Source organism: Pantoea sp. B65 (assembly GCF_047308185.1).
In the GTDB taxonomy this organism is placed as follows: domain Bacteria; phylum Pseudomonadota; class Gammaproteobacteria; order Enterobacterales; family Enterobacteriaceae; genus Erwinia.
On the sequence record NZ_JAHXPU010000015.1, the window covers coordinates 51684 to 74420 of the forward strand.

Genomic DNA, 22737 nt, shown 5'->3' on the forward strand with positions numbered 1-22737 from the left:
TTAACAAAGCTGGTTTGATCCCGCAGGATTAATGGCCAGCATAAGCACGTGCTTTGTGGCTTACGGGTAACGGTGGCAGGCCCAGGATGTTCCGCGCTACGGCGGGGGTCGCCACCTGTTTGCCGAACAGGCGTATCGCCTGAGCGGCGCGCTCCACCAGTTGCGCATTCGTCGCCTTCACGCCCTTGCTGAAATAGACGTTGTCTTCCAGCCCCACGCGAATGTGACCCCCCAGAGCTAAAGCGGTGTACAGCATCGGCAAATGGTGCTTGCCGATACCGAAGGCTGACCAGGTGGCGTTAGCCGGGATCTGCTGGCTCAGATAGAGCAGATTTTCCACCGTGGCGGGCATGCCACCCGGCACGCCGAGACAGAACTGGTAATGAAGAGGGGCGCGCAGCTTACCCTGTTCGACAAAGTAGCTGGCGACGCCCAGCATGCCGCTGTCAAAGATCTCAACTTCCGGCTTGATACCGCGCGCCGTGAGGATCTCAGCCAGCCGACCAAGAAATTGCGGAGAGTTGATAAATACGCCGCCGGGCATCCAGTTAAATGAGCCGGCATCCCAGGACGCCATTTCGATACCGTCCAGCGCTGAAACATGCGCCATGCGATCTTCATCACTGGCCCGGCTATCGCCGGAAGTGGTGCAGTTGATAATGACGTCGCAGTCCTGATAATCGCGTAGCAGACGGATGGTCTCGTCAAAACGCGCACGATCCATGGTGCCCAGCCCCTGCTTATCGCGCATATGCAGATGAACCACCGCCGCCCCCTGTTGCCAGCAGCGATAAGCATCCGCCGCGATCTCCTGCGGCGTCAGTGGAATATGTTCGTTAATATCTTTCGGCGTAACCGCACCGGTCAGGGCGGCGGAAATAATAACGTCGTTTCCTGTATTCATGAACTTTCCTCCGTTCATAGTTTTTATTCCGCTCATTAGCTCAGCAAGAAAATGCTATTATTTAGCGGGGGGTTCCATTTTGAATATAAATACCCCCTCCCCCGGATTGGCGGGATAAATATGAGTGATATTTTAAAAATATTACCTTGCAGCGACCGGAATATTTCCTGTGACACTGAGTTTTTTGTTAAATCAGGATAAAACCTGAATAGCATTACCGGCCGCCGTCGGGAACGATTACTTAATCTCGTTTTCCTCTTTACCGCCGCCAATACGCGGACGAACAATTTTACCTTTCTTCTCTGCCGCCAGCACCAGTTCGGCCTCTTCATGGGCCCACTCCCAGTAGTTAGCTTCGTGTGGCGAGTGTTCAGTGGCGGTAACAAACATTTCCGTGGCGAAGGCATTGCGCAGTTCACTGGCAATATCTTCTTTCCAGGCTTTACGCAGCTGCTGGGTGGTAATGCGGCGGGTGACACGCGTACCGGTCTGCATAATCAGTTCGGCGATTTCCCAGGCACGGTCGTAGCAGGCTTCGGTATCAGGGCAGATCTCATTGACCATACCAAGCGCCAGCGCTTTACGGGCGGTAATGATTTCACCGGTCAGTTCCGCATAGGCATAACGTTTGCGCCCCATCAGCTCGCGCCAGGCAATCTGAATGCCGTCGCCGGGTACCATATTGACGCGGAAATGCATTTCGGTGGTCCAGGCATCTTCGGTACACAGGGTGAGATCGCTGAATAACACCAGGTCGGTGTGGAAAGCGGCGCCATTCCACACGCCAATCGTCGGGACTTCAACATCGAATACCTGGCCTTCAATATCGTTAGTACCGTCATAGTACTGATATTCGTACATTTTCCAGGCTTCATCCGGGGAGGATGAAAACTCGGTGGCGGACTGCCATTTGCCATTTTTATCCAGCCGCCCGATACCTTTCATAAAATCTTTGCCGGTACCGCCAAGAATAATGATTTCATTGTCCGGATCGCGTCCGGCCCAGTCGAAGAAATAGTGCAACGCCTGATGAGCAGGTGCGCCCCATTGCAGGCTGTCGCCATTAGTGTGCAGACGGGCTTCCAGAATGCCGTTCTTCCGTTTCATGGTGAAACAGTGTTTAAGTTTTTCCGAATATTCCTCGAAACGCATATGTGGAATTGTGCCTAATTCCTCATGCGTCATTTCCTTACGTTTGTCGTGATCGGATACATAATTGGCTTTAATCACCATGATCTACTCCTTTAATATAATGCGCGAGATGTCATTAAATAAGACGATTTACTGCGGTTCAGAAAAAACCTAACACTCTCGCCAGAGCGGGTGAAATTCTATTTGTTTTTTCAGTTATGTATTTTCGACATAATTGTCGACGGCGGAGATTTTACGGTTTGCACTGGCGTGGCTGATAATGGTGGCAGGTGGAGGGGGCTTACTGCTGGATACAGATGCCCGAATATTCAGAAAACCACGTTTTTATCGTTCAGGAAGGGTTTGAGCGCACTGAGGAACACCGCAATGCAGGGGTTGATATTGTTATCATCCCAGACCAGCTCGACATTGAACTTACAGTCTTCCTCGGCCAGATCCAGCAGTACGCAGTTTTTGCCGAGCCAGTTTCTTCTGTGCTTCGGCATCAGCATCACTGACTGAGTGTCGAACTCGAGGTTAAAGCAGCAGGTCTTCAGATTGGCATACTCTCTGCCCACCCGGAAGGGAATACCATGAATGTCGAAAAAGCGGGTGCTGTACTCTTCAGAGAGTGAGAATTCGCGCGGATTGATACGGATAAGCGGCCATGCACCGACTTCGCGTAGCGACACCTGACCCCGCCCGGCCAGGGGGTGGTGGCGGTTTACCGCCACGCATAGCGGATCGGTGGTAAGAGGCAGGATATTGAATCGGCTATTTCCGGTAAAGCCTGGCCGGATCAGCAGGCCCAGATCGCAGTTGTGGCCATCCAGCAACTCCAGCGCTTCATCCAGCTCGCAGTCATGGCACTCTACCGCGATATCGGTATGGTCCTGGCGAAATTGGGTGAGAAAGGTGATGAGGAAATTTTGGATGGCTTCGCCGAGAAATACCACGCTCAGCCGACGGCGACTCTTGCCAGTAAAAGCATTGACCGTCGATAGTGAGCATTCATATTGCTGAATGATCTTGCGTGCCTCGACCAACAACAGTTTACCGGCCGACGTCAGCGCGACGGTATGGGTGTTGCGTGCCAGCAACTCAGTTTCGAAATGTTCTTCCAGCATCTTCATATGGCGGCTCAGCACGGGCTGCGTCACATTCATTTTGAGTGCCGCGCGGCTGAAATTAAGCGATTCCGCCAGCTGAACGAATTCGTACAAGAGTTGCATCTTCATGGTTAATCTCTTGTTAATTAATTAAAAGTATTATATTCCCCGGCCAATATAACCAAATCATCGCGACTAAAATGTGAAAGCAATCCAAATAGCACGCATCATTCGCCCGTTATGCCGCAATAACATAACTAATATGATACAGATCATAAAAAACGGGCGCGCTATGACTGGCGGTTTTATCGCCAGAACTGTTGTTTCCTTGTGTGTTTTATTGCTGGTATGTGTTGTTTGTTAATTATTTGTTTGTGGTTTTTTATGGCGGCGACTGCGGCATCGGGTGGATATTGTTAATTATTGTCGTGAATTTTAAAAAACCAGCGCGCTAAATACGCAGGTAAATTGTCAACCTGCAGAATAATTTATCATTTTGTTATACGCGATCAACATAACACAAATTGAAAAAAGAATTACCACTCTTCTATTCGTTATCGTATAAGAACAGCAGTCGGATTTTCTCTATCCATTAAAATACGGGGAAAATCACAGAAATAACATTGTTTAAATGTAATGAATTAATAGCGATACAGGTTAAGTTGACAGGAATAATAAACATTATTTTTATTTGACTATGTACCACCCGTATTTTTATCCGGCGGGCTAATCAAGTGAAGATATCACCGGGGAAAAAGAGATGGCAAGCATGGACACACTTACAGTAGTTTCACAAAATGAGTTTCGTGATGCAATGTCGCAGGTATGTGCTGCAGTTAACATCATCACCACGGCGGGTCCTGCGGGTCGTGGGGGGTTTACTGCCACTGCCATGTGCAGTCTTTCCGACACACCGCCGTCACTGTTGGTATGTATGCGACGCGCATCGCTGCAAACTGAGCTGTTTATGCAAAACCGGCATTTTTGTGTCAACGTGCTTGCGGGTTCCCAGACTGAACTGGCGGGGCATTTTGCCAATGGCCAGATGGAAATGAGCAGACGTTATGCCGCAGGCGAATGGCATGAATTGATAACCGGCAGCCCCGCCTTAAATAATGCGCTGGTGAATTTCGACTGTGAGCTTGATAAAATCTATGAGACAGCCAGCCATAATATTATTGTAGGGCGTGTTGTCGCGATCGAAAAATATTCAGAGAACGATGCGCTCACTTATTTTGATCGCGCGTACCATAATGTTAATAAAAATATCACTCAGAGGCCTGAAAACTTAAGGCGATAAATTAATATAATCTCTGAAGTTGATAATAATAAAAGAAAAATTTATTTATGCTTAGGGGTTAAAACCCAAAAATCCGGTTTAAAATGTAAGGGGAGTAAAATGTCTGATAAAAATATTAAATGGCATGATCCAAATAATAATCTGCGGGTGCCCGGGTGGGATAAACCGCAGCCGCCGCTTACCGACTATAACTTTAGCCAGGTTGTTGAAGCTGATGTCGTTATTGTCGGCGCAGGCTGCGCGGGTCTGTTTCTCGCCCATTCAGCGGCAGAGCATGGATTAAAAGTCGCACTGGTGGAAAAATTTCCTGCTTTATCCGCCCGCGGTATGGATAATGGCGCGGTTAACAGTAAATTACAGTTGAAATCGGGCAAAAAGATTGATGAAGACCTTATCTTTGCCGATCTGATCCGGTTTGCTAATAATCGGGTTCATCCTGAGCTGGTCGCTATCTGGGTTCGTCAGAGTGGCCGGGTATTCGATCATTATATTGACCTTTGCGAAGCGCACGGTATGAAGGTGGCGCTGGTTGACACTTTCAGCGTGGCCAAACAGTACCCGGATCTCTACCGGCAATATCCTACCGCCCATATTTTTGCCGGAGCAGATCAGAAGATCAGTACCGGTAATGAATATGTTCCCACCCAGCAGGCATTTCTTGATTTTATTGAAGATCAATGCAAAAAGCTTGGGGTTAACTTCTATTACAACATCGCCTGTGAAGAGATCTTACGGCAGGATAATGGACGGGTCAGCGGTATCATCGGGAAAAATAAATCGGGAGAGTATATCCGTTTTTCAGCCAGTAACGCGGTAGTGCTGGCCGCCGGCGGCTACTCTGAAAATAAAGAGATGGTTAACGCCTGGTGTCCAATCATTAATAAGGCGGAAATTAAGACCTATAACCCTCAGGGCGGCAATATTGGCGAGGTGCTGGGCCAGGCATTAGATATTGGCGCAGCGCTGCAAAACTGGCCTCATCCGGTAATGATCCACACTATCCCTGGTTTTCACGTTGATCTGATGACCGGCAACCAGTCGTTTATGCAGGTTAACCGACTGGGTAAACGCTTTCAGAACGAATCGCTGCCGAACCAGAGCCTGGTCGATGGCCGCTTCCGTCAGCCTAATCAGCAGGCGTGGGCAGTGTTTGACAGCAGATATGAAATTGATCACCAAACCTTTGAAACTGGTTTTGATGGTCCGGTAACTGAACCCATCGACGTATTGAACACCCATGCTGATAAAGGACGTCTGTTCCGCGCCAATAGCCTGGAAGAACTCGCCCGGCAGATGGATATTCCGGTCGACAGCTTTGTCGCCACCTGTAAACGGTATAGCGAAATGGCGCATAAGGGTAAGGACGAAGACTTTAATAAAGAACCCTATCTGATGTTTCCTGTCGAAAAACCCCCCTTCTATGCGGTGCCAATTCGCTCCCATATGCTGGTGACGCTGGGGGGGCTTGATTGTGACCCCGATATGCAGGTCCTTGATATCAGGGGTAATAAGGTCGAGGGGCTTTATGCCGTCGGTAATATGCAGGGTAACTTCTTCGCCAATGAATATCCGCTGATGGCGCCGGGTTTAAGTCACGGTCGGGCCATCACCCTGAGTTATGTGCTTGGCGAAAGGCTGGCGGAAAATAAAACGCTGGCGCCAAAGGCTAAACAGCAGCTTTGTGTTTAATAAAATAAATTCCCTGAGAAGGGAGGATATTTTTAAACAGTGAAATGCCCGGAATCAACCGATTGCCGATGTTGATGCCGGGCGAATAACTATCCGACAGCCGCCGTGGTGGTGGCACTCTGGTTTCAGGCGTAATAAACATGGTTATTCAACATGTTTGTTGTATTACCGGTTAATACCATTGCGCGACGCGGAAACAAAACACATCTCTCACTACAAAATATATTAATTATAACTGGCGTCATTATTGCTTAAATATTCGATTCGGCAATTCTGGCCTGATAACCGACGGCGGTGATTTACCCCCGCACGGTGGAATGTAACCTGCTGATTATAAATAAACCATGATATAACGGATATTTATAAATATTGCGACCGGTTACTGTGAATAGCGATGATATCACCTGAAAAGGTGCTGTAGGGATTAAATAACATGAATAATACCACACCATCACCGGCCACTTACCCGACGATACGTTGGGCTATTCTCGCCGGATGCTGTTTAGCTGGCGCCTGTTTCCAGCTTGCCGCTATGTCCTATGCGCCATTACTTGGCATAATCGCAAAAGATCTTAGTGTCGAGCTGCCTCAGGCAGTGCAATTGATGACCTGCTTTATGTTGTTCTCTTCTCTTTCTTTTTTTATCAGCGGCCCCTTCGTTGACCGTTTCGGTCCGGTGATATCGATTACGGTCAGTATCGCGCTGTCATTTTTTCCGACGCTGGCGACTTATTGGGTCGGACAATCTTATTTAGCCGTCGCCTTCCTGCGTGTGTTGCAAGGATGCTCGGTTGGTTTTTGTATGGCGGGAATGGTACCGCTGATAATGCAATGGTTTCCTGCCAGACAGCGATCCTTCGCTTTAGGTATCACCGGCGCCTTTATTCCTCTGGGCGCCATGCTGAGCGTCGTTATTGCCCCAGCGGTATTTAGCAGCGTAGGGAACTGGAGATTAACGATGGCAGTTATTTCGTTTATTCCCTGTCTGTCGCTGATTTACTGCCTGATTATCTTTACCCTCGCCCGTGGTAAAGCACCGGCACCGACACCGAACGTCGATCTCCAGGATGTCCAGGAAACGGCCGCTACGGGAGAAGGGTTGTTTAAACAGGCCATTACCTCCCGATTCACCTGGTACGGCATCGCGGTCACTTTCGCGGCAAACTGGATTATGCAAACCGTGTTTAGTCTGACGCCGTCCTATTTTTCCGAACCCGCGCCAACCGGTTTAGGGCTTGGCCCGATGACCGGCGGTAGCCTGACGACTATCCTGCAGGTTGCCTCGGTTATTGCCCCGGTGATCGGTGGATTTGTTGCCGGCAAGTATTTCAATGGCCGACCGGGTGGCATCATTGTGGCCGCGATGGTTTTAATCGTCACTTATGGCGCGCTGCAATTCCAGCAAATCTATAGCCTGCGGCCATTGTTTGTCTGTTTCCTGATCCTGCCGGGCATCGGTATTGGGATGCTAATGCCAATGTTGCAGGCAAAAATCGCCGAATCTTATCCTTCCCGCGTCGTCGGGCGCATGAATGGCTTGTGGCTGGGTATTGGCTCATTTGGCGGGACGGTGGGCCTGTTCGTATCTGCGCGGGCCCTGGCGGCTACCGGTACTTACCTTACCAATATCAATATTATTGTGCTGGTCGCACTGGCCGGCTTTGTACTGGCGATGATCCTGAATCGCAGCCGGCAACAAAGTAACCAGCAGCAAAAAAATGCTCTTTCCATGCTGCATATTAAAAAGCAGTAACAGCTATTATCGCCGGCGACTAAACCCGCAGCCGCCTGCCAGCTATCGGGGGCTGCCACTGACTGGCGTACGGCGTAAGCAGGTCAGTAAAGCCATGCTGCTGACAGATCTCCCGCAACTGCAGCAGTAAGGAAGCGGGTAAAGGAATGCCTTGTGCCTCGCGCTGGCGGCGGGTGTTATTTTCCGGTTCACCGGCAACCAGTACCGGGGAAGCCGGATCGCTGGCGGGAGTGGTATGCAGGGTATCGATAATCTCATCAAGACCCTGGCGGAACTGTGCCAGCGGGCCAAATGCACCTGGGTTGATGGCGAGGAAAAAGTGGCCGATATCCGCTATTTCTCCAGCCGGGCGGGTGGCGGCAAATGCGGATCCTGCCAGGGTGCCCGCCAGAATTTGCGCCATCATCGCCAGGCCATAACCTTTATGCCCGCCATTCTGTTCCGGCCCACCCAGCGGGGTAAGCCCGCCTTCCGCCTGCTCAAACACCGTACTCATACCCTCACGACTATTGGTTACCGCTTCGCCCCTGGCATTCACCACCCAGCCGGCAGGCAGCTCTTGATCCTGATAGTCATACACTTTGATTTTATTGGCGGCGACGGTGGTGGTGGCCATATCCAGCGCAAAATCCTCATTACTGCCAGCCGGGGCGGCAAAAGCGATCGGATTGGTGCCCAATACCGGCTGTGCAGCCCGTGACGGCACCAGCATGCGGTTGCGAGTAGTACTGGTAACCAGCGCGATTTTGCCTCTGGCAGCGGCGTAACGGGCATATAAACCGGCAGCGCCAAAGTGGTTGGCATTACGCACTACCACGCAGCCGAGGCCGTACTGTTCACTTTTATCGACAGCCAGCTCTATTGCCCGGCGGGCGGTGGCATGTCCCAGCGAATGACCGCCATCAAGAACGGCGGTTGTCGGTGTTTCCGTGAGCAGGCGCGTTTTACCCGCGGGCTGCCACTGTCCTGCACGTAGTAAGCGGTCATAGTGCGGCAGCATGGATATGCCATGGGAGTCGATACCGAGTAGATCGGTTTCGACGATTAACTTTGCGGTTTGCTGCGCCACCGGTGCGGCCATGCCCCAGCCGGTCAGGATTACTTCAGTTTGTTGCAGCAGAAGTGTTGCGGGAAAACAGGCCAGTTTTGTCATTATGCGCTGAGTAATGAAAGAGGATAAAACGCAAGAATAACATTGATTTTTTTGGCTTTTATATGCGGATATGGCAATAGGTTATAGGGAAAATGGTAAAGGATAATTGTCCAACCATCTGTTGGACAATTTGGCTATTGGCCGAACCCGTTACTTGCCGATACAGAAGCTGGAGAAAATACGTCCCAGCAGGTCATCGGAGGTAAACTCACCGGTGATTTCACTCAGTGCCTGCTGGGCCAGACGTAACTCTTCCGCCAGTAGCTCTCCGGCCCAGGCGCCTAACAGCTGATGTTTACCCTGCTGCAGGTGTTGCGCCGCCAGTTCCAGCGCCTGCAAATGACGGCGTCGCGCCAGGAAACCGCCTTCCATATTACCGGCGAAGCCCATGCTCTGCTTCAGATGGTCGCGCAGCAATTCAATACCCTCACCGCTATGCGCTGACAGGCGAATCAGTGAGTGGTTGCTTACTTCGGTGATTCCGGGGGTTTCTCCGGTTATATCGGCTTTATTGCGCACCACGGTAATCGGCAGGCTGGCAGGCAGGCGGGCAATAAAATCCGGCCAGATGTCTGCCGGTTCGGTGGCCGCGGTGGTGGTGCCATCCACCATAAACAGCAGGCGATCCGCCTGTTCAATCTCCTGCCATGCGCGTTCGATACCAATGCGCTCGACTTCGTCACTGGCTTCACGTAAGCCAGCGGTATCAATAATATGCAGCGGCATACCGTCGATATGGATATGTTCGCGCAGCACGTCGCGGGTGGTGCCGGCGATATCGGTGACAATCGCAGCCTCACGTCCGGCTAATGCATTGAGCAGACTTGATTTTCCGGCATTTGGCCGGCCGGCAATCACCACCTTCATCCCTTCGCGCAGCAGGCTGCCCTGGCGCGCTTCTGCGCGTACCGCGTCGAGATCGGCGATTACCGTATGCAGCTGAGCTTCGATTTTACCGTCAGAAAGGAAGTCGATCTCCTCATCGGGGAAGTCGATTGCCGCTTCGACATAGATTCGCAGGTGAGTAAGTGCTTCCACCAGGTGATTAACCCGCATGGAAAAAGCCCCCTGTAGCGAGTTGAGCGCCGAACGCGCCGCCTGCTCAGAGCTGGCATCAATCAGATCGGCAATCGCTTCTGCCTGGGCTAAATCGAGTTTGTCATTGAGGAAGGCGCGTTCTGAGAACTCGCCCGGCTGCGCAATGCGCACGCCCGCTAGCGCAACGATACGCTTTAGCAGCAGATCGAGAATTACCGGGCCGCCATGGCCCTGCAGCTCCAGAACATCCTCGCCGGTAAAGGAATTCGGGCCGGGAAACCACAGCGCGATACCCTGATCGAGCGCGCTACCGTCAGCATCACGGAACGGCAAATAGTCGGCGTAACGGGGTTTCGGTAGTTTGCCAAGCAGCTGTTGGGCGACCTCGGCGGCTTTCGCGCCGGAAACGCGCAGAATGCCGACGCCGCCGCGTCCCGGAGGTGTCGCCTGGGCTACGATCGTATCGCTATGGCTCATGTTTAACTCTCTTTTTGATGCAAAAAATAAGGCGGTCAATTTGACCGCCTTATAGTAACCATTGTGGCTGGTGACGCATATAGTAAGGGCGGCATAAATGCCGCCCTTACTCGTTTTGCAGTGATTAGCTAGCTAATCACGCTTTCTTTTTGTCGCGGCTATGCAGACCACGTTTTTCCAGGCCGCGATAAATCAGCTGCTGCTGGATAATGGTTACCAGGTTACTGACGATGTAGTACAGCACCAGACCTGACGGGAACCACAGGAAGAATACCGTGAAGATCACCGGCATAAAGGTCATGATCTTCTGCTGCATCGGGTCGGTCACGGTGGTTGGTGACATCTTCTGAATGAAGAACATCGTCACGCCCATCAGGATCGGCAGGATGTAGTACGGGTCCTGTGCGGCAAGGTCATGGATCCACAGTGCAAACGGCGCATGACGCAGTTCTACCGAGCCCATCAGCATATAGTACAGCGCCAGGAAGATTGGCATCTGGATAACCAGCGGGAAGCAGCCACCCAGTGGGTTAACCTTTTCCGCTTTATACAGCGCCATCATCTCCTGACTCATACGCTGCTTGTCGTCACCTAAACGCTCACGCATCGCCTGCATTTTTGGTTGCAGCATGCGCATTTTTGCCATCGAGGTGTACTGCGCTTTGGTCAGCGGGTACATGATGCCGCGCACGATAAAGGTGATAACGATAATGGAGAAGCCCCAGTTACCGATAAAGCTGTGCAGGAATTTCAGCAGCTTAAACAGCGGCTGAGAGATAAACCACAGCCAGCCGTAATCCACGGTCAGATCGAGATGCGGTGCGACTGCCGCCATCTTGTCCTGAATTTCCGGGCCAACCCACAGGGTTGCCGCAAGGCTCTGCTGCGCACCAGGCGCAACGGTTACCGGCGTAGATTTGAAGCCAATAGCTGCCTCACCGTTGCCCAGGTTAGTGGTGTACAGTGAGTTGTTGCCGGCGGTCATCGGTACCCATGCGGTAGCAAAATATTGCTGCAGCATTGAAACCCAACCGTTAGCGGTAGTGACGCTCAGGTTTTCGTTATCGGCGATTTTATCAAAATTGTATTTTTCATACTTTGATTCGCTGGTGGAGTAAGCCGCACCGCGGAAAGTATGTAATGCAAAGTTGTTGCTGCCGGTATCACGATGCTTAGGTAAGTCGATGGTTTGTTTCAACTGACCAAACATCGCCACTTCCAGCGGCTGCTGGGTGGTGTTGTTCACCTGATAGTCGACGTTAATCGCATATTCACCGCGCTTCAGCACAAAGGTCTTGGTGTAGACCGCGCCGTTTTCCGCCGTGAAGGTCATCGGGATACGCAACTCGCTCTGACCCTGGGCCAGTTCGAAGTGATCCTGCTGCGTGGTAAACAGCGGACGCGCGCCGTTAGCCGGATTGTCCGGACCGTTACGCCCTGTCAGGCCACTCTGTGCCTGGTACAGGAACGATGGCGTGGTCTCCAGCAGCTGGAACGGCTGAACTGAACCCAGTTTATCCGGGTAAGTCAGCAGCAAAGCCTGTTCGATATCACCACCGCGGGTGTTGATGTTTAAAGACAGGACATCAGTCTTAACGGTGATCGTCTTACCCTGACCGCTGGCTGGAACGCCCTGGTTGGCGGCTTCACCGGTTGCGCTGGTCGTGTTCTGTGTGGTCTGGGTCTGCTGTGGCTGCGGAGCATTGTCCGTCTGCCAGGCTTGCCAGATCATAAAAGACACGAACAGAAAAGCGATGAGAAAAAGATTGCGTTGCGAATCCATCGTTAATGTTCTCTGTTATCGTCGGTTTTTGGCGGCACCGGATCGTCGCCACCTGGGTTCAAAGGGTGGCATTTTAATACGCGTTTCATCGTCAACCAACTGCCTTTTATCACACCAAACCTGCGCAATGCCTCAATACCGTATTGAGAGCAGGTCGGATGGAAGCGACAGTGGGGTCCTAACAGCGGACTGATGACGCGCTGGTACACGCGTATCAGCGCAATCAGGAGCCGCGAGCCAGGCGACAGTGACGACGCCATAGTTTCTCCAACGCTTCCGCCAGCGCACGATTATCCAGATCAGCAACCCCTTTCTTCGCCACTACCACAAAATCCATTGCGGGGAGTTCGTGTTGTCGCAGGCGAAAGCTTTCGCGGGTCAATCGCTTGATCCGGTTACGCTCATGCGCATGCTTAACATTTTTTTTAGCGACGGTAAGACCGATGCGGGGATGCCCCAGCGCGTTAAGGCGGCCGAGAATGGTAATTTGCGGCATGCCAGCCCGTTGTGGCTGCTGGAAGACGAAAGTGAAATGAGTGGGAGTTAACAAACGTAACTCCCTGGGAAATGCGAGCTTAACCACTCAGGGTTAGCTTTATTACTTAGAAACGGTCAGACGAGAACGGCCTTTAGCACGACGACGTGCCAGAACCTGACGACCATTTTTTGTTGCCATACGAGCACGGAAACCATGTGAACGGTTGCGCTTCAGTACGGACGGTTGAAAAGTGCGTTTCATGGCGATTTCTACCTAAACTTGAAAAAAATTTCACTTGGTGACGCGTTTATGGGCCAGTAAAAATGACCGACGCCTCAGTGTGTCTTTAATAAAGAGGCGGGATTGTAATAATTGTACAGTCCAGAGTCAATTCACTTCGCACTATGGCACGTCCTGATGTCCCGGGTTGACCCGTAAAACCAGCCAAATCGGGCCAGAGCGCAACACGTCGGGGCAAGAATTATACGGCGTCCATTATAAAGCGCAAGGATCGGACCGGATCTTCTCGCGATCGTTTGCAGGAAGGTTGCGTCGATAACGTGATGGCGCCGAGAAAAATCACCGAATACAGACGATCCTGAATGTCTTTTAAGCAAGGAGGCGTAAACTTATCTGCGCTATTCTGCCCTGTGGATAAAATGGATCAATACTCTTGAGAAAGTGAAGATCTCTGGCGCGCTTTGCGCTATGATCCGCCCTTCCGCTAACGATCCTCCCGTCGATCGCGATCGGATTAACCGCAGATAGCGGTTCGCATGCGTATCGTCTGCATGCGTCAACAATGATTAAATTATCGTTTCAGCGCCTTTTTCTTATCGATTTTGTTCGAGTGGAGTCCGCCGTGTCACTTTCGCTTTGGCAACAGTGTCTTGCCCGCCTGCAGGATGAGCTACCTGCCACAGAATTCAGCATGTGGATCCGTCCATTACAGGCTGAACTGAATGACAATACACTGGCCTTGTATGCACCGAACCGGTTTGTACTCGACTGGGTTCGTGATAAGTATCTGAATAATATCAACGGACTACTAAATGAATTTTGCGGCGCCGACACGCCGTTGCTGCGTTTTGAAGTCGGTAGTAAGCCGGTGACGCGTACCATTAGTCAGCCGGTTGCCGCCAGCGCGAGCTTCAGTGTGCCGCCAGCGCCGGCCGGCCTGCGCCCGGCGCCATCACGCCCAAGCTGGGACAATGTTCCGGCGCCGGCAGAGCTGTCGTACCGTTCGAACGTCAATACCAAACATAACTTTGACAACTTTGTTGAAGGTAAATCGAACCAGCTGGCGCGCGCGGCAGCGCGGCAGGTCGCTGATAATCCGGGTGGCGCTTACAATCCGCTGTTTCTGTATGGCGGCACCGGCCTCGGCAAAACCCACCTGCTGCACGCGGTAGGGAATGGCATTATGGCGCGCAAGCCAAATGCTAAAGTGGTGTATATGCACTCCGAGCGCTTTGTGCAGGATATGGTGAAGGCGCTGCAAAATAATGCCATTGAAGAGTTCAAGCGCTATTATCGCTCAGTCGATGCGCTGCTGATCGATGACATTCAGTTCTTTGCTAATAAAGAGCGTTCGCAGGAGGAGTTTTTCCACACCTTTAATGCTCTGCTGGAAGGCAATCAGCAGATCATTCTCACTTCGGATCGTTATCCGAAAGAGATCAATGGGGTGGAAGATCGTCTGAAATCGCGCTTTGGCTGGGGCCTGACGGTGGCGATCGAGCCGCCGGAGCTGGAAACCCGCGTTGCGATCCTGATGAAAAAAGCCGATGAAAACGACATTCGTCTGCCGGGCGAAGTGGCGTTCTTTATTGCCAAGCGCCTGCGCTCTAATGTGCGTGAGCTGGAAGGCGCGCTGAACCGCGTGATTGCCAACGCTAACTTTACCGGCCGGGCGATTACTATCGATTTTGTGCGCGAAGCGCTGCGCGATCTGCTGGCGCTGCAGGAAAAACTGGTCACCATCGACAATATTCAGAAAACGGTGGCCGAGTATTATAAAATCAAAGTGGCCGATCTGCTCTCCAAGCGCCGCTCTCGTTCAGTGGCGCGTCCGCGCCAGATGGCGATGGCGATGGCAAAAGAGCTGACCAACCACAGTTTGCCGGAAATCGGTGATGCTTTCGGGGGTCGCGACCATACGACCGTGCTGCATGCCTGCCGTAAAATAGAGCAGCTACGCGAAGAGAGTCACGACATTAAAGAAGATTTCTCAAATTTAATCAGAACATTATCTTCCTGACGCTATGAAATTTATTGTAGAACGCGAGCATTTACTCAAGCCATTACAGCAAGTCAGCAGCCCACTGGGCGGCCGTCCAACCCTGCCTATTCTGGGTAACCTGCTGTTGCAGGTGAATGAAGGTAGCCTGCTGCTGACCGGCACTGATTTAGAGATGGAAATGGTAGCGCGGGTGGCGCTATCGCAGCCGCATGAGCCGGGAGCCACTACCGTGCCGGCGCGCAAATTTTTTGATATCTGTCGTGGTCTGCCTGAAGGGGCGGAGATTACTGTGGTGCTGGAAGGTGACAGAATGCTGGTGCGCTCAGGCCGTAGCCGCTTCTCATTATCCACCTTGCCGGCCAGTGATTTCCCGAACCTGGACGACTGGCAGAGTGAAGTCGAATTCACCCTGCCGCAGGCCACCCTGAAACGTCTGATTGAAGCCACGCAGTTCTCTATGGCGCATCAGGACGTACGTTACTATCTGAACGGTATGCTGTTCGAAACCGAAGGCGAAGAGCTGCGTACCGTCGCCACCGACGGCCACCGCCTGGCGGTCTGCTCGATGCCGGTAGGTCAGGCGCTGCCTAACCATTCGGTGATCGTGCCGCGTAAAGGGGTGATTGAGCTGGTTCGTTTGCTCGACGGTGGCGAAACGCTGCTGCAGGTGCAGATTGGCAGCAATAATATCCGGGCGCATGTTGGCGATTTTATATTCACCTCGAAACTGGTGGATGGCCGCTTCCCTGATTACCGTCGGGTGTTGCCGAAAAATCCGGATAAAACCCTGGATGCCGGCTGCGATCTGCTGAAGCAGGCGTTTGCCCGCGCGGCGATCCTGTCGAATGAGAAGTTCCGCGGTGTTCGCCTCTATATCAGCGAGAATCAGCTGAAAATTACCGCAAATAACCCTGAACAGGAAGAAGCGGAAGAGATCCTCGATGTCACCTATGGCGGCACCGATCTGGAAATTGGTTTCAACGTCAGTTACGTGCTGGATGTGCTAAACGCGTTGAAATGTGAAAATGTACGTTTGCTGCTGACCGATTCAGTCTCCAGTGTGCAGATCGAAGATGCGGCCAGTCAGTCGGCGGCCTATGTCGTGATGCCGATGCGCTTATAATTGCCGGATTTATCACCCTACCGTAGGGGCGGGATTAATTCCGCCCGCGCTGTGCAGATCATTGCGACGGGAGCCGGTAACGGCTCCCCTGGAATCCCGCTAGCCCTGGATTGATTAATGGCTTTAACCCGCCTTCTTATCAAAGACTTCCGCAATATCGAACATGCGGATCTCGCGCTTGCCCCTGGTTTTAACTTTTTAGTGGGTGCCAATGGCAGTGGCAAAACCAGCGTGCTGGAAGCCATCTATACCCTTGGCCACGGGCGTGCCTTTCGCAGCCTGCAGGCCGGGCGCGTTATCCGCCACGATCAGGATGCTTTTGTACTGCATGGGCGTATTGACAGCGCGGAACGCGAAATTCCGGTCGGTTTGACCAAAAATCGTCAGGGCGACAGTAAAGTGCGTATCGATGGCAGTGACGGCCACAAAGTGGCGGAACTGGCGCAGTTACTGCCGATGCAGCTGATCACCCCGGAAGGTTTTACCCTGCTGAATGGCGGGCCAAAGTACCGCCGGGCCTATATTGACTGGGGTTGTTTTCATAACGAACCGGGATTCTTTACCGCCTGGAGCAATCTGCGTCGCCTGCTGAAACAGCGCAATGCGGCGTTGCGCCAGGTATCACGTTACCAGCAGATTCGCGCATGGGATCAGGAGCTGGCGCCGCTGGCCGATCAGATCAGCCAGTGGCGTGCGCAATACAGCGAAGCGATCGCGGCGGATATTACCGCCACCTGCGCGCAGTTTCTGCCGGAGTTTCAATTGCATTTCTCTTTCCAGCGCGGCTGGGATAAAGAGAGCGACTATGCCGAACTGCTGGAAAGACAGTTCGAGCGCGATCGTGCGTTAACTTATACCGCCAGCGGCCCGCACAAAGCGGACTTCCGCATTCGTGCCGAGGGTACGCCGGTGGAAGATTTACTGTCGCGCGGGCAGCTAAAGCTACTGATGTGTGCTTTACGCCTGGCGCAGGGTGAGTTTCTCACCCGACAGAACGGGCGACGTTGCCTGTATCTGATAGATGATTTTGCCTCTGAGCTGGATGAGAGTCGTCGCCGCCTGTTAGCGGCGCGTTTGAAAGCCACTCAGGCCCAGGTTTTCGTCAGTACCATCGGCGCAGAACACGTCATCGATATGACTGACGAAAAGGGCAAGATGTTCCACGTAGAACAGGGTAAAATAGCGGTTCAACCTGAAGATTAAATGAGCGAGAAACGTTGATGTCGAATTCTTATGACTCCTCAAGTATCAAAGTTCTGAAAGGGCTTGATGCGGTACGCAAACGCCCGGGCATGTATATCGGCGATACGGATGACGGCACCGGTCTGCATCACATGGTATTCGAGGTAGTGGATAACTCCATCGACGAAGCACTCGCCGGGCACTGTAAAGATATTCTCGTTACGATTCATGCTGATAATTCAGTATCCGTACAGGATGATGGCCGTGGTATTCCTACTGGTATCCATGAAGAAGAGGGTGTCTCTGCTGCCGAAGTTATCATGACGGTATTGCATGCCGGTGGTAAGTTCGATGACAACTCCTATAAAGTTTCCGGTGGTCTGCACGGCGTAGGTGTTTCTGTGGTTAACGCCCTGTCGCAAAAACTGGAGCTGACCATTCGTCGTGAAGGCAAAGTCCATCAGCAGATTTATGTGCATGGCGTGCCACAGGCGCCGCTGGCCGTCTCTGGTGAAACTGAAACCACCGGTACCCGGGTACGTTTCTGGCCAAGCTACGAGACCTTTACCAACGTCATTGAGTTCGAATATGAGATTCTGGCGAAGCGTCTGCGCGAGCTCTCCTTCCTGAACTCCGGCGTTTCTATCCGGCTGGAAGATAAGCGCGACGGCAAAAACGATCACTATCACTACGAAGGCGGTATCAAAGCGTTCGTGGAGTATCTGAACAAGAATAAAACGCCCATTCACCCGAATGTATTCTATTTCTCCACCGAGAAAGACGGCATTGGCGTGGAAGTGGCGCTGCAGTGGAATGATGGTTTCCAGGAAAACATCTACTGCTTTACCAACAACATTCCACAGCGTGATGGCGGTACGCACCTTGCGGGTTTCCGTGCCGCAATGACCCGTACGCTGAACGCTTATATGGATAAAGAAGGCTATAGCAAGAAAGCGAAAGTCAGCGCCACCGGTGACGATGCGCGTGAAGGCCTGATTGCCGTGGTATCGGTAAAAGTGCCGGATCCGAAGTTCTCTTCACAGACCAAAGATAAACTGGTCTCCTCTGAAGTGAAAACCGCAGTTGAAACACAGATGAACGAACGTCTGGTGGAATACCTGCTGGAAAACCCTTCAGATGCGAAAATCGTCGTCGGTAAAATCATTGATGCCGCGCGCGCGCGTGAAGCTGCGCGCCGTGCGCGTGAAATGACCCGCCGTAAAGGCGCGCTGGATCTGGCTGGTTTGCCAGGCAAACTGGCCGACTGCCAGGAACGCGACCCGGCGCTGTCTGAAATCTACCTGGTGGAAGGGGACTCTGCAGGCGGCTCCGCCAAGCAGGGACGTAACCGTAAAAACCAGGCGATTCTGCCACTGAAAGGTAAAATCCTTAACGTGGAGAAAGCGCGCTTTGACAAGATGCTCTCTTCGCAGGAAGTGGCGACGCTGATCACCGCGCTGGGCTGCGGCATTGGCCGTGACGAGTACAACCCGGATAAGCTGCGTTATCACAGCATTATCATCATGACCGATGCCGACGTCGATGGTTCGCATATCCGTACGCTGCTGTTGACCTTCTTCTATCGTCAGATGCCGGAAATCGTTGAGCGCGGCCATATTTTCATTGCGCAGCCACCACTGTATAAAGTGAAAAAAGGCAAGCAGGAACAGTATATTAAAGACGATGACGCGATGGACCAGTATCAAATCGCCATCGCTCTTGACGGCGCCACGCTGCACACCAACGCTCATGCCCCGGCTCTCGGCGGCGCACCGCTGGAGGCGCTGGTCTCTGAATTCAACAGTACGCAGAAAATGATCAAGCGTATGGAGCGTCGCTACCCGCTGGCGCTGCTTAATGCGTTGATTTATCACCCGACGCTGAGTGAGCTTAACAGCGAGACCGACGTTCAGAGCTGGATCGAGAGCCTGGTCACTTATCTCAATGAGAAAGATCAGCACGGCAGTAGCTACAGTGCCGTAGTGCGTGAAAACCGCGAACTGCATCTGTTCGAGCCGGTTCTGCGCATTCGTACCCACGGTGTGGACACCGATTATTCGCTGGATAACGAGTTTATGCTGGGCGGCGAGTATCGCAAAATCTGTACGCTGGGTGAGAAGCTGCGCGGCCTGATCGAGGAAGATGCCTTTATCGAGCGTGGCGAGCGCCGTCAGCCGGTTTCCAGCTTCGAGCAGGCGCTGGACTGGCTGGTGAAAGAATCGCGTCGTGGTTTGTCGGTACAGCGTTACAAAGGTCTGGGCGAAATGAACCCGGAACAGCTGTGGGAAACTACCATGGATCCAGGCAGCCGTCGCATGCTGCGCGTGACGGTGAAGGATGCTATCGCTGCTGACCAGTTGTTCACCACCCTGATGGGTGATGCGGTGGAACCTCGTCGTGCGTTTATCGAAGAAAACGCCCTGCGTGCGGCGAATATCGATATCTGATTAGCGGCGTGTTGGCGGATAAAAAAGGAACGGCGTTGGCCGTTCCTTTTTTTATGACGGAACCCGGTTCATTTCACCCTCTGAGGCCGTTACGGCTGGTCAATGTGAGCTGAATCGCGCTAGCATGGGAGGCAAACCGTAATCTGACGAGGATGTTATGGCGATAAAACTGATTGCAATCGATATGGATGGCACGCTGCTTAATCATCAGCACAACATTACACCAGGCGTGAAACAGGCTATTGCCCGCGCACGTGAAAAAGGGGTGTACGTGGTACTGGCAACCGGCCGGCCGCATATCGGCGTGGAGCGTTATCTGCTGGAGCTGGATTTGCAGCAGGAAGGTCAGTTCTGTATCACCAATAACGGCGCGCTGGTACAGCGTGCCGAAAGTGGTGACTGTATCGCCGAAGTCACCTTATCCTTTGATGATTATCTCTATTTCGAACAGCTTTCCCGTGAACTCGGCGTCCATCTGCACGCGCTGGATAAATCACAGCTCTATACCGCTAATCAGGATATCAGTGAGTACACGGTGCATGAGGCCGCGCTGACCGGTATACCGCTGCGCTATCGCCGGGTGGAAGAGATGGACCGCAACCTGACCTTCCCGAAAGTGATGATGATCGATAAGCCTGAATTACTCGACCGCGCCATTGCCCGTATTCCGGCGGAAGCGTATGAAAAATATACCATTATGAAAAGCGCGCCTTACTACCTGGAGATCCTCAATAAACAGGTAAATAAAGGGGCGGGTGTGAAAGCGCTGGCCGATCAGCTGGGCCTCGCGCGTGAAGAAGTGATGGCAATTGGCGATCAGGAGAACGATCTGGCGATGCTGGAGTTTGCCGGTACCGGCGTGGCGATGGGCAATGCTATTGATGCGGTGAAAGCCATCAGCCAGTTTGTCACCAAAACCAATATGGAAGATGGTGTTGCGTATGCCATCGAGAAGTTCGTCCTGTAATTCTGCATTTTTTTCGGGCCACTATTATGGCCCGCAATATCCTAACGGCAGCGAATGTTTTACCCTGAGCACCTGCCTCGCTAAGGGTTTCCCCGATGACGGAAAAACAGCTTACTTTTGATGACCGGAGCCATCAGCTCACCAATATTAACGTCTGGACCGCCGACAGCCAGTGGCTGGTGTACGATCTGCGACCTTCCGGCGCCTCCTTTACCAGCCTGACCATTGAGCGCGTCAATACCCGCACCGCCGCTACGGAAGTGCTGTATCAGGCCAGCCAGGGTGCGCATGTGGGAGTGGTGACCGCCAGCCCCGATTTACCGCCACGCTACGTCTGTATCCACGGCCCGGAAAATCCGGACAGTCACTGGCAGTATGATTTCCATCATCGGCGCGGCGTGATCGTCCAGCATGGGGTCGCGGAGAATCTCGATGCCTGCGATATCACGCCACCATTCACCCCCGGCGCTCTGCGCGGCGGTTCGCATGTGCATGTTTTCAGCCCGGATGGATCGCGCCTGAGCTTTACCTATAACGACCATGTGATGCATGAATGGGATAGCGCCGAGGATTTGCGTAACGTTGGCGTTGCCGTGCCGCTGCATGCGGTTTGTCCGCCGAAACAGCATCCGCGTGAATATGATGGCAGCCATTTCTGCGTGCTGGTCAGTCAGACCACGGCCAGACCGGCGCCGGGTAGCGATGAGATTAACCGCGCTTATGAAGAGGGATGGGTCGGCACTGAGGGCTACCGCCGCCCGGACGGCAGCCGGCAGCGCTGGGCGCTGGCATTTATTGGCGACACCCTGGCGAGTAATGGCGGGAAGCTGTCTGAGGTGTTTATTGTCGATCTGCCGGCGAGGATGCAGGATTTCGCCCTGGCGGGGGATCTGCCGCTGGAGGGCAGTGAAAACCGCTTACCGGCACCGCCGCAGGGCGTCCGCCAGCGGCGTCTGACCAGTACCGCCGACCGCCGCTATCCCGGAGTGGTCAGCCAGCCGCGCCACTGGTTGCGCGCGTCGCCGGATGGCAGCGCCATTGCCTTTCTGATGAAAGATGAGGCTGGCGTTGTCCAGCTGTGGACCATTTCTCCGAACGGCGGCGCCCCGCAGCAGATCACCCAGAGTGGCAGTGATATTCAGTCGGCATTTAGCTGGCACCCGGACGGGCACGCCCTGGCGTTTATCTGTGATAACAGTGTAATGCTATGTGAAATTGCCAGCGGAAAAATGCGAAGACTTACGGCGCGCAGCGATCGGGCACCGAGTGGTGATGCGGTGGTGATATCGCCCGATGGCCAGCAGGTGGCCTTTATGCGCGATATCGCTGGTTATCGTCAGATTTTCACGGTTGCATTGCGTTAGCCGCGACTGGCGCATTCCCGCTCATACTCTCCTCGGGATGCGTCAACTTTTCACTGCGCAGCACACGCTCGCGCGGTGAATCGACACTTTTGTCATCACCGGAGCGCATGTAATCCCAGGGCAGCAGCACCGTATCCATCAGCGCCGAGAAAGGCAGGTCAATCACCGCCAGAGGTTTCAACGCCCAGCTGGTTTGATCGTCGGTGATAATGGCGGCACTGGCGCGGGTGCCGGGATAATAGCCCTGGCCTGGACCAGTATGGGACATCACGCTGGAACAACCTGTGGTGCCTGCCAGTGAACAGCAAGCGAATAAACCGGCTAAACGATAAGTCTTAATTACTTTCATTTTTGCTATCCCTTCAGTCATGGACGTAATGCCTGGCTGAGCTTCACCGTCGACGAGCAGGGAAACGTCCCGGTTACTCTGTGGTAACTCTTGCCCGATTCCCGACGGAATCTCTGCTGAGTGTATGTCATTCGCAGCGATATGGTTAAAAAAATTACAGCGCCAACGCTTGAAAGCGTCAGGATCATCTCCATTTTTAAGTTACGGTCACAAAAGAGTACGCCGACAGGGTATGAGTTGCTGACCGT

19 protein-coding genes are annotated in these 22737 nt (G+C 52.9%); 9 read left to right on the plus strand and 10 right to left on the minus strand.

Going from position 1 to position 22737, the window contains the following annotated elements:
- Positions 1-28: 28 nt before the first annotated feature.
- From JWF83_RS03145 to JWF83_RS03155, 3 genes are all read right to left on the minus strand, one after another.
- On the minus strand, positions 29-904 hold the full coding sequence (locus JWF83_RS03145; RefSeq protein WP_413648606.1) for a 3-keto-5-aminohexanoate cleavage protein: 876 nt from the start codon (positions 902-904) through the stop codon (positions 29-31).
- A 237-nt stretch (positions 905-1141) separates the two neighbouring features.
- Positions 1142-2137, minus strand: coding sequence for an enoyl-CoA hydratase/isomerase family protein (locus JWF83_RS03150; RefSeq protein ID WP_413648608.1), 996 nt, complete (start codon positions 2135-2137; stop codon positions 1142-1144).
- Between the two features lie 227 nt (positions 2138-2364).
- The gene (locus JWF83_RS03155; protein WP_413648609.1) at positions 2365-3273 is read right to left on the minus strand and encodes a LysR family transcriptional regulator; all 909 of its coding nucleotides are present in this window, start codon (positions 3271-3273) and stop codon (positions 2365-2367) included.
- Positions 3274-3904: 631 nt separating this feature from the next.
- On the opposite strand from JWF83_RS03155, the gene JWF83_RS03160 reads away from it, so the two are divergent.
- From JWF83_RS03160 to JWF83_RS03170, 3 genes are all read left to right on the plus strand, one after another.
- Positions 3905-4444, plus strand: a complete 540-nt coding sequence (locus JWF83_RS03160; RefSeq protein WP_413648611.1) for a flavin reductase family protein — start codon at positions 3905-3907, stop codon at positions 4442-4444.
- Positions 4445-4543: 99 nt separating this feature from the next.
- Positions 4544-6133 carry an FAD-dependent oxidoreductase gene (locus JWF83_RS03165; RefSeq protein ID WP_413648613.1) on the plus strand — a complete coding sequence of 530 codons (1590 nt, stop codon included), beginning with the start codon at positions 4544-4546 and terminating at the stop codon, positions 6131-6133.
- 433 nt (positions 6134-6566) lie between these two features.
- Positions 6567-7886: an MFS transporter gene (locus tag JWF83_RS03170; protein ID WP_413648615.1), complete on the plus strand. Its 1320-nt coding sequence runs from the start codon at positions 6567-6569 to the stop codon at positions 7884-7886.
- A gap of 19 nt (positions 7887-7905) precedes the next feature.
- Here JWF83_RS03170 and JWF83_RS03175 read toward each other — a convergent pair whose 3' ends face one another.
- The 6 genes from JWF83_RS03175 to rpmH all read right to left on the minus strand — a co-directional run bounded on the left by JWF83_RS03175 (position 7906) and on the right by rpmH (position 13076).
- On the minus strand, positions 7906-9039 hold the full coding sequence (locus tag JWF83_RS03175; protein ID WP_413648616.1) for an Ldh family oxidoreductase: 1134 nt from the start codon (positions 9037-9039) through the stop codon (positions 7906-7908).
- Between the two features lie 150 nt (positions 9040-9189).
- Positions 9190-10554, minus strand: coding sequence for a tRNA uridine-5-carboxymethylaminomethyl(34) synthesis GTPase MnmE (gene mnmE / locus JWF83_RS03180; protein ID WP_413648618.1), 1365 nt, complete (start codon positions 10552-10554; stop codon positions 9190-9192).
- A 136-nt stretch (positions 10555-10690) separates the two neighbouring features.
- Positions 10691-12337, minus strand: coding sequence for a membrane protein insertase YidC (yidC, locus tag JWF83_RS03185; RefSeq protein WP_413648620.1), 1647 nt, complete (start codon positions 12335-12337; stop codon positions 10691-10693).
- A gap of 2 nt (positions 12338-12339) precedes the next feature.
- Positions 12340-12597 (minus strand): membrane protein insertion efficiency factor YidD, encoded by a 258-nt coding sequence (yidD, locus tag JWF83_RS03190; RefSeq protein ID WP_413648622.1) that lies wholly within the window; start codon positions 12595-12597, stop codon positions 12340-12342.
- Positions 12561-12920 carry a ribonuclease P protein component gene (gene rnpA / locus JWF83_RS03195; protein ID WP_413648624.1) on the minus strand — a complete coding sequence of 120 codons (360 nt, stop codon included), beginning with the start codon at positions 12918-12920 and terminating at the stop codon, positions 12561-12563. The genes yidD and rnpA overlap by 37 nt, the downstream gene beginning before the upstream one ends.
- A 15-nt stretch (positions 12921-12935) precedes the next feature.
- Positions 12936-13076, minus strand: a complete 141-nt coding sequence (gene rpmH / locus JWF83_RS03200; protein WP_003849659.1) for a 50S ribosomal protein L34 — start codon at positions 13074-13076, stop codon at positions 12936-12938.
- Positions 13077-13677: 601 nt separating this feature from the next.
- Between rpmH and dnaA the strand changes: the two genes are divergently transcribed.
- From dnaA to JWF83_RS03230, 6 genes are all read left to right on the plus strand, one after another.
- Positions 13678-15075, plus strand: coding sequence for a chromosomal replication initiator protein DnaA (gene dnaA / locus JWF83_RS03205; protein ID WP_413648625.1), 1398 nt, complete (start codon positions 13678-13680; stop codon positions 15073-15075).
- Positions 15076-15079: 4 nt separating this feature from the next.
- On the plus strand, positions 15080-16180 hold the full coding sequence (gene dnaN / locus JWF83_RS03210; protein ID WP_413648627.1) for a DNA polymerase III subunit beta: 1101 nt from the start codon (positions 15080-15082) through the stop codon (positions 16178-16180).
- 117 nt (positions 16181-16297) lie between these two features.
- Entirely contained in the window at positions 16298-17383 is a 1086-nt protein-coding gene (recF, locus tag JWF83_RS03215) for a DNA replication/repair protein RecF (protein ID WP_413648628.1), read from the plus strand.
- Between the two features lie 17 nt (positions 17384-17400).
- Entirely contained in the window at positions 17401-19809 is a 2409-nt protein-coding gene (gyrB, locus tag JWF83_RS03220; protein WP_413648629.1) for a DNA topoisomerase (ATP-hydrolyzing) subunit B, read from the plus strand.
- 157 nt (positions 19810-19966) lie between these two features.
- Positions 19967-20776 carry a sugar-phosphatase gene (gene yidA / locus JWF83_RS03225; protein ID WP_413648631.1) on the plus strand — a complete coding sequence of 270 codons (810 nt, stop codon included), beginning with the start codon at positions 19967-19969 and terminating at the stop codon, positions 20774-20776.
- A gap of 95 nt (positions 20777-20871) precedes the next feature.
- Complete coding sequence (locus tag JWF83_RS03230; protein ID WP_413648632.1) at positions 20872-22140, plus strand: DUF3748 domain-containing protein; 1269 nt, start codon at positions 20872-20874, stop codon at positions 22138-22140.
- Here JWF83_RS03230 and JWF83_RS03235 read toward each other — a convergent pair.
- A complete protein-coding gene (locus tag JWF83_RS03235; protein ID WP_413648634.1) occupies positions 22121-22489 on the minus strand; it encodes a YceK/YidQ family lipoprotein in 369 nt (122 codons plus the stop codon). The two genes, JWF83_RS03230 and JWF83_RS03235, sit on opposite strands and share 20 nt — an antisense overlap.
- Positions 22490-22737: the final 248 nt, after the last annotated feature.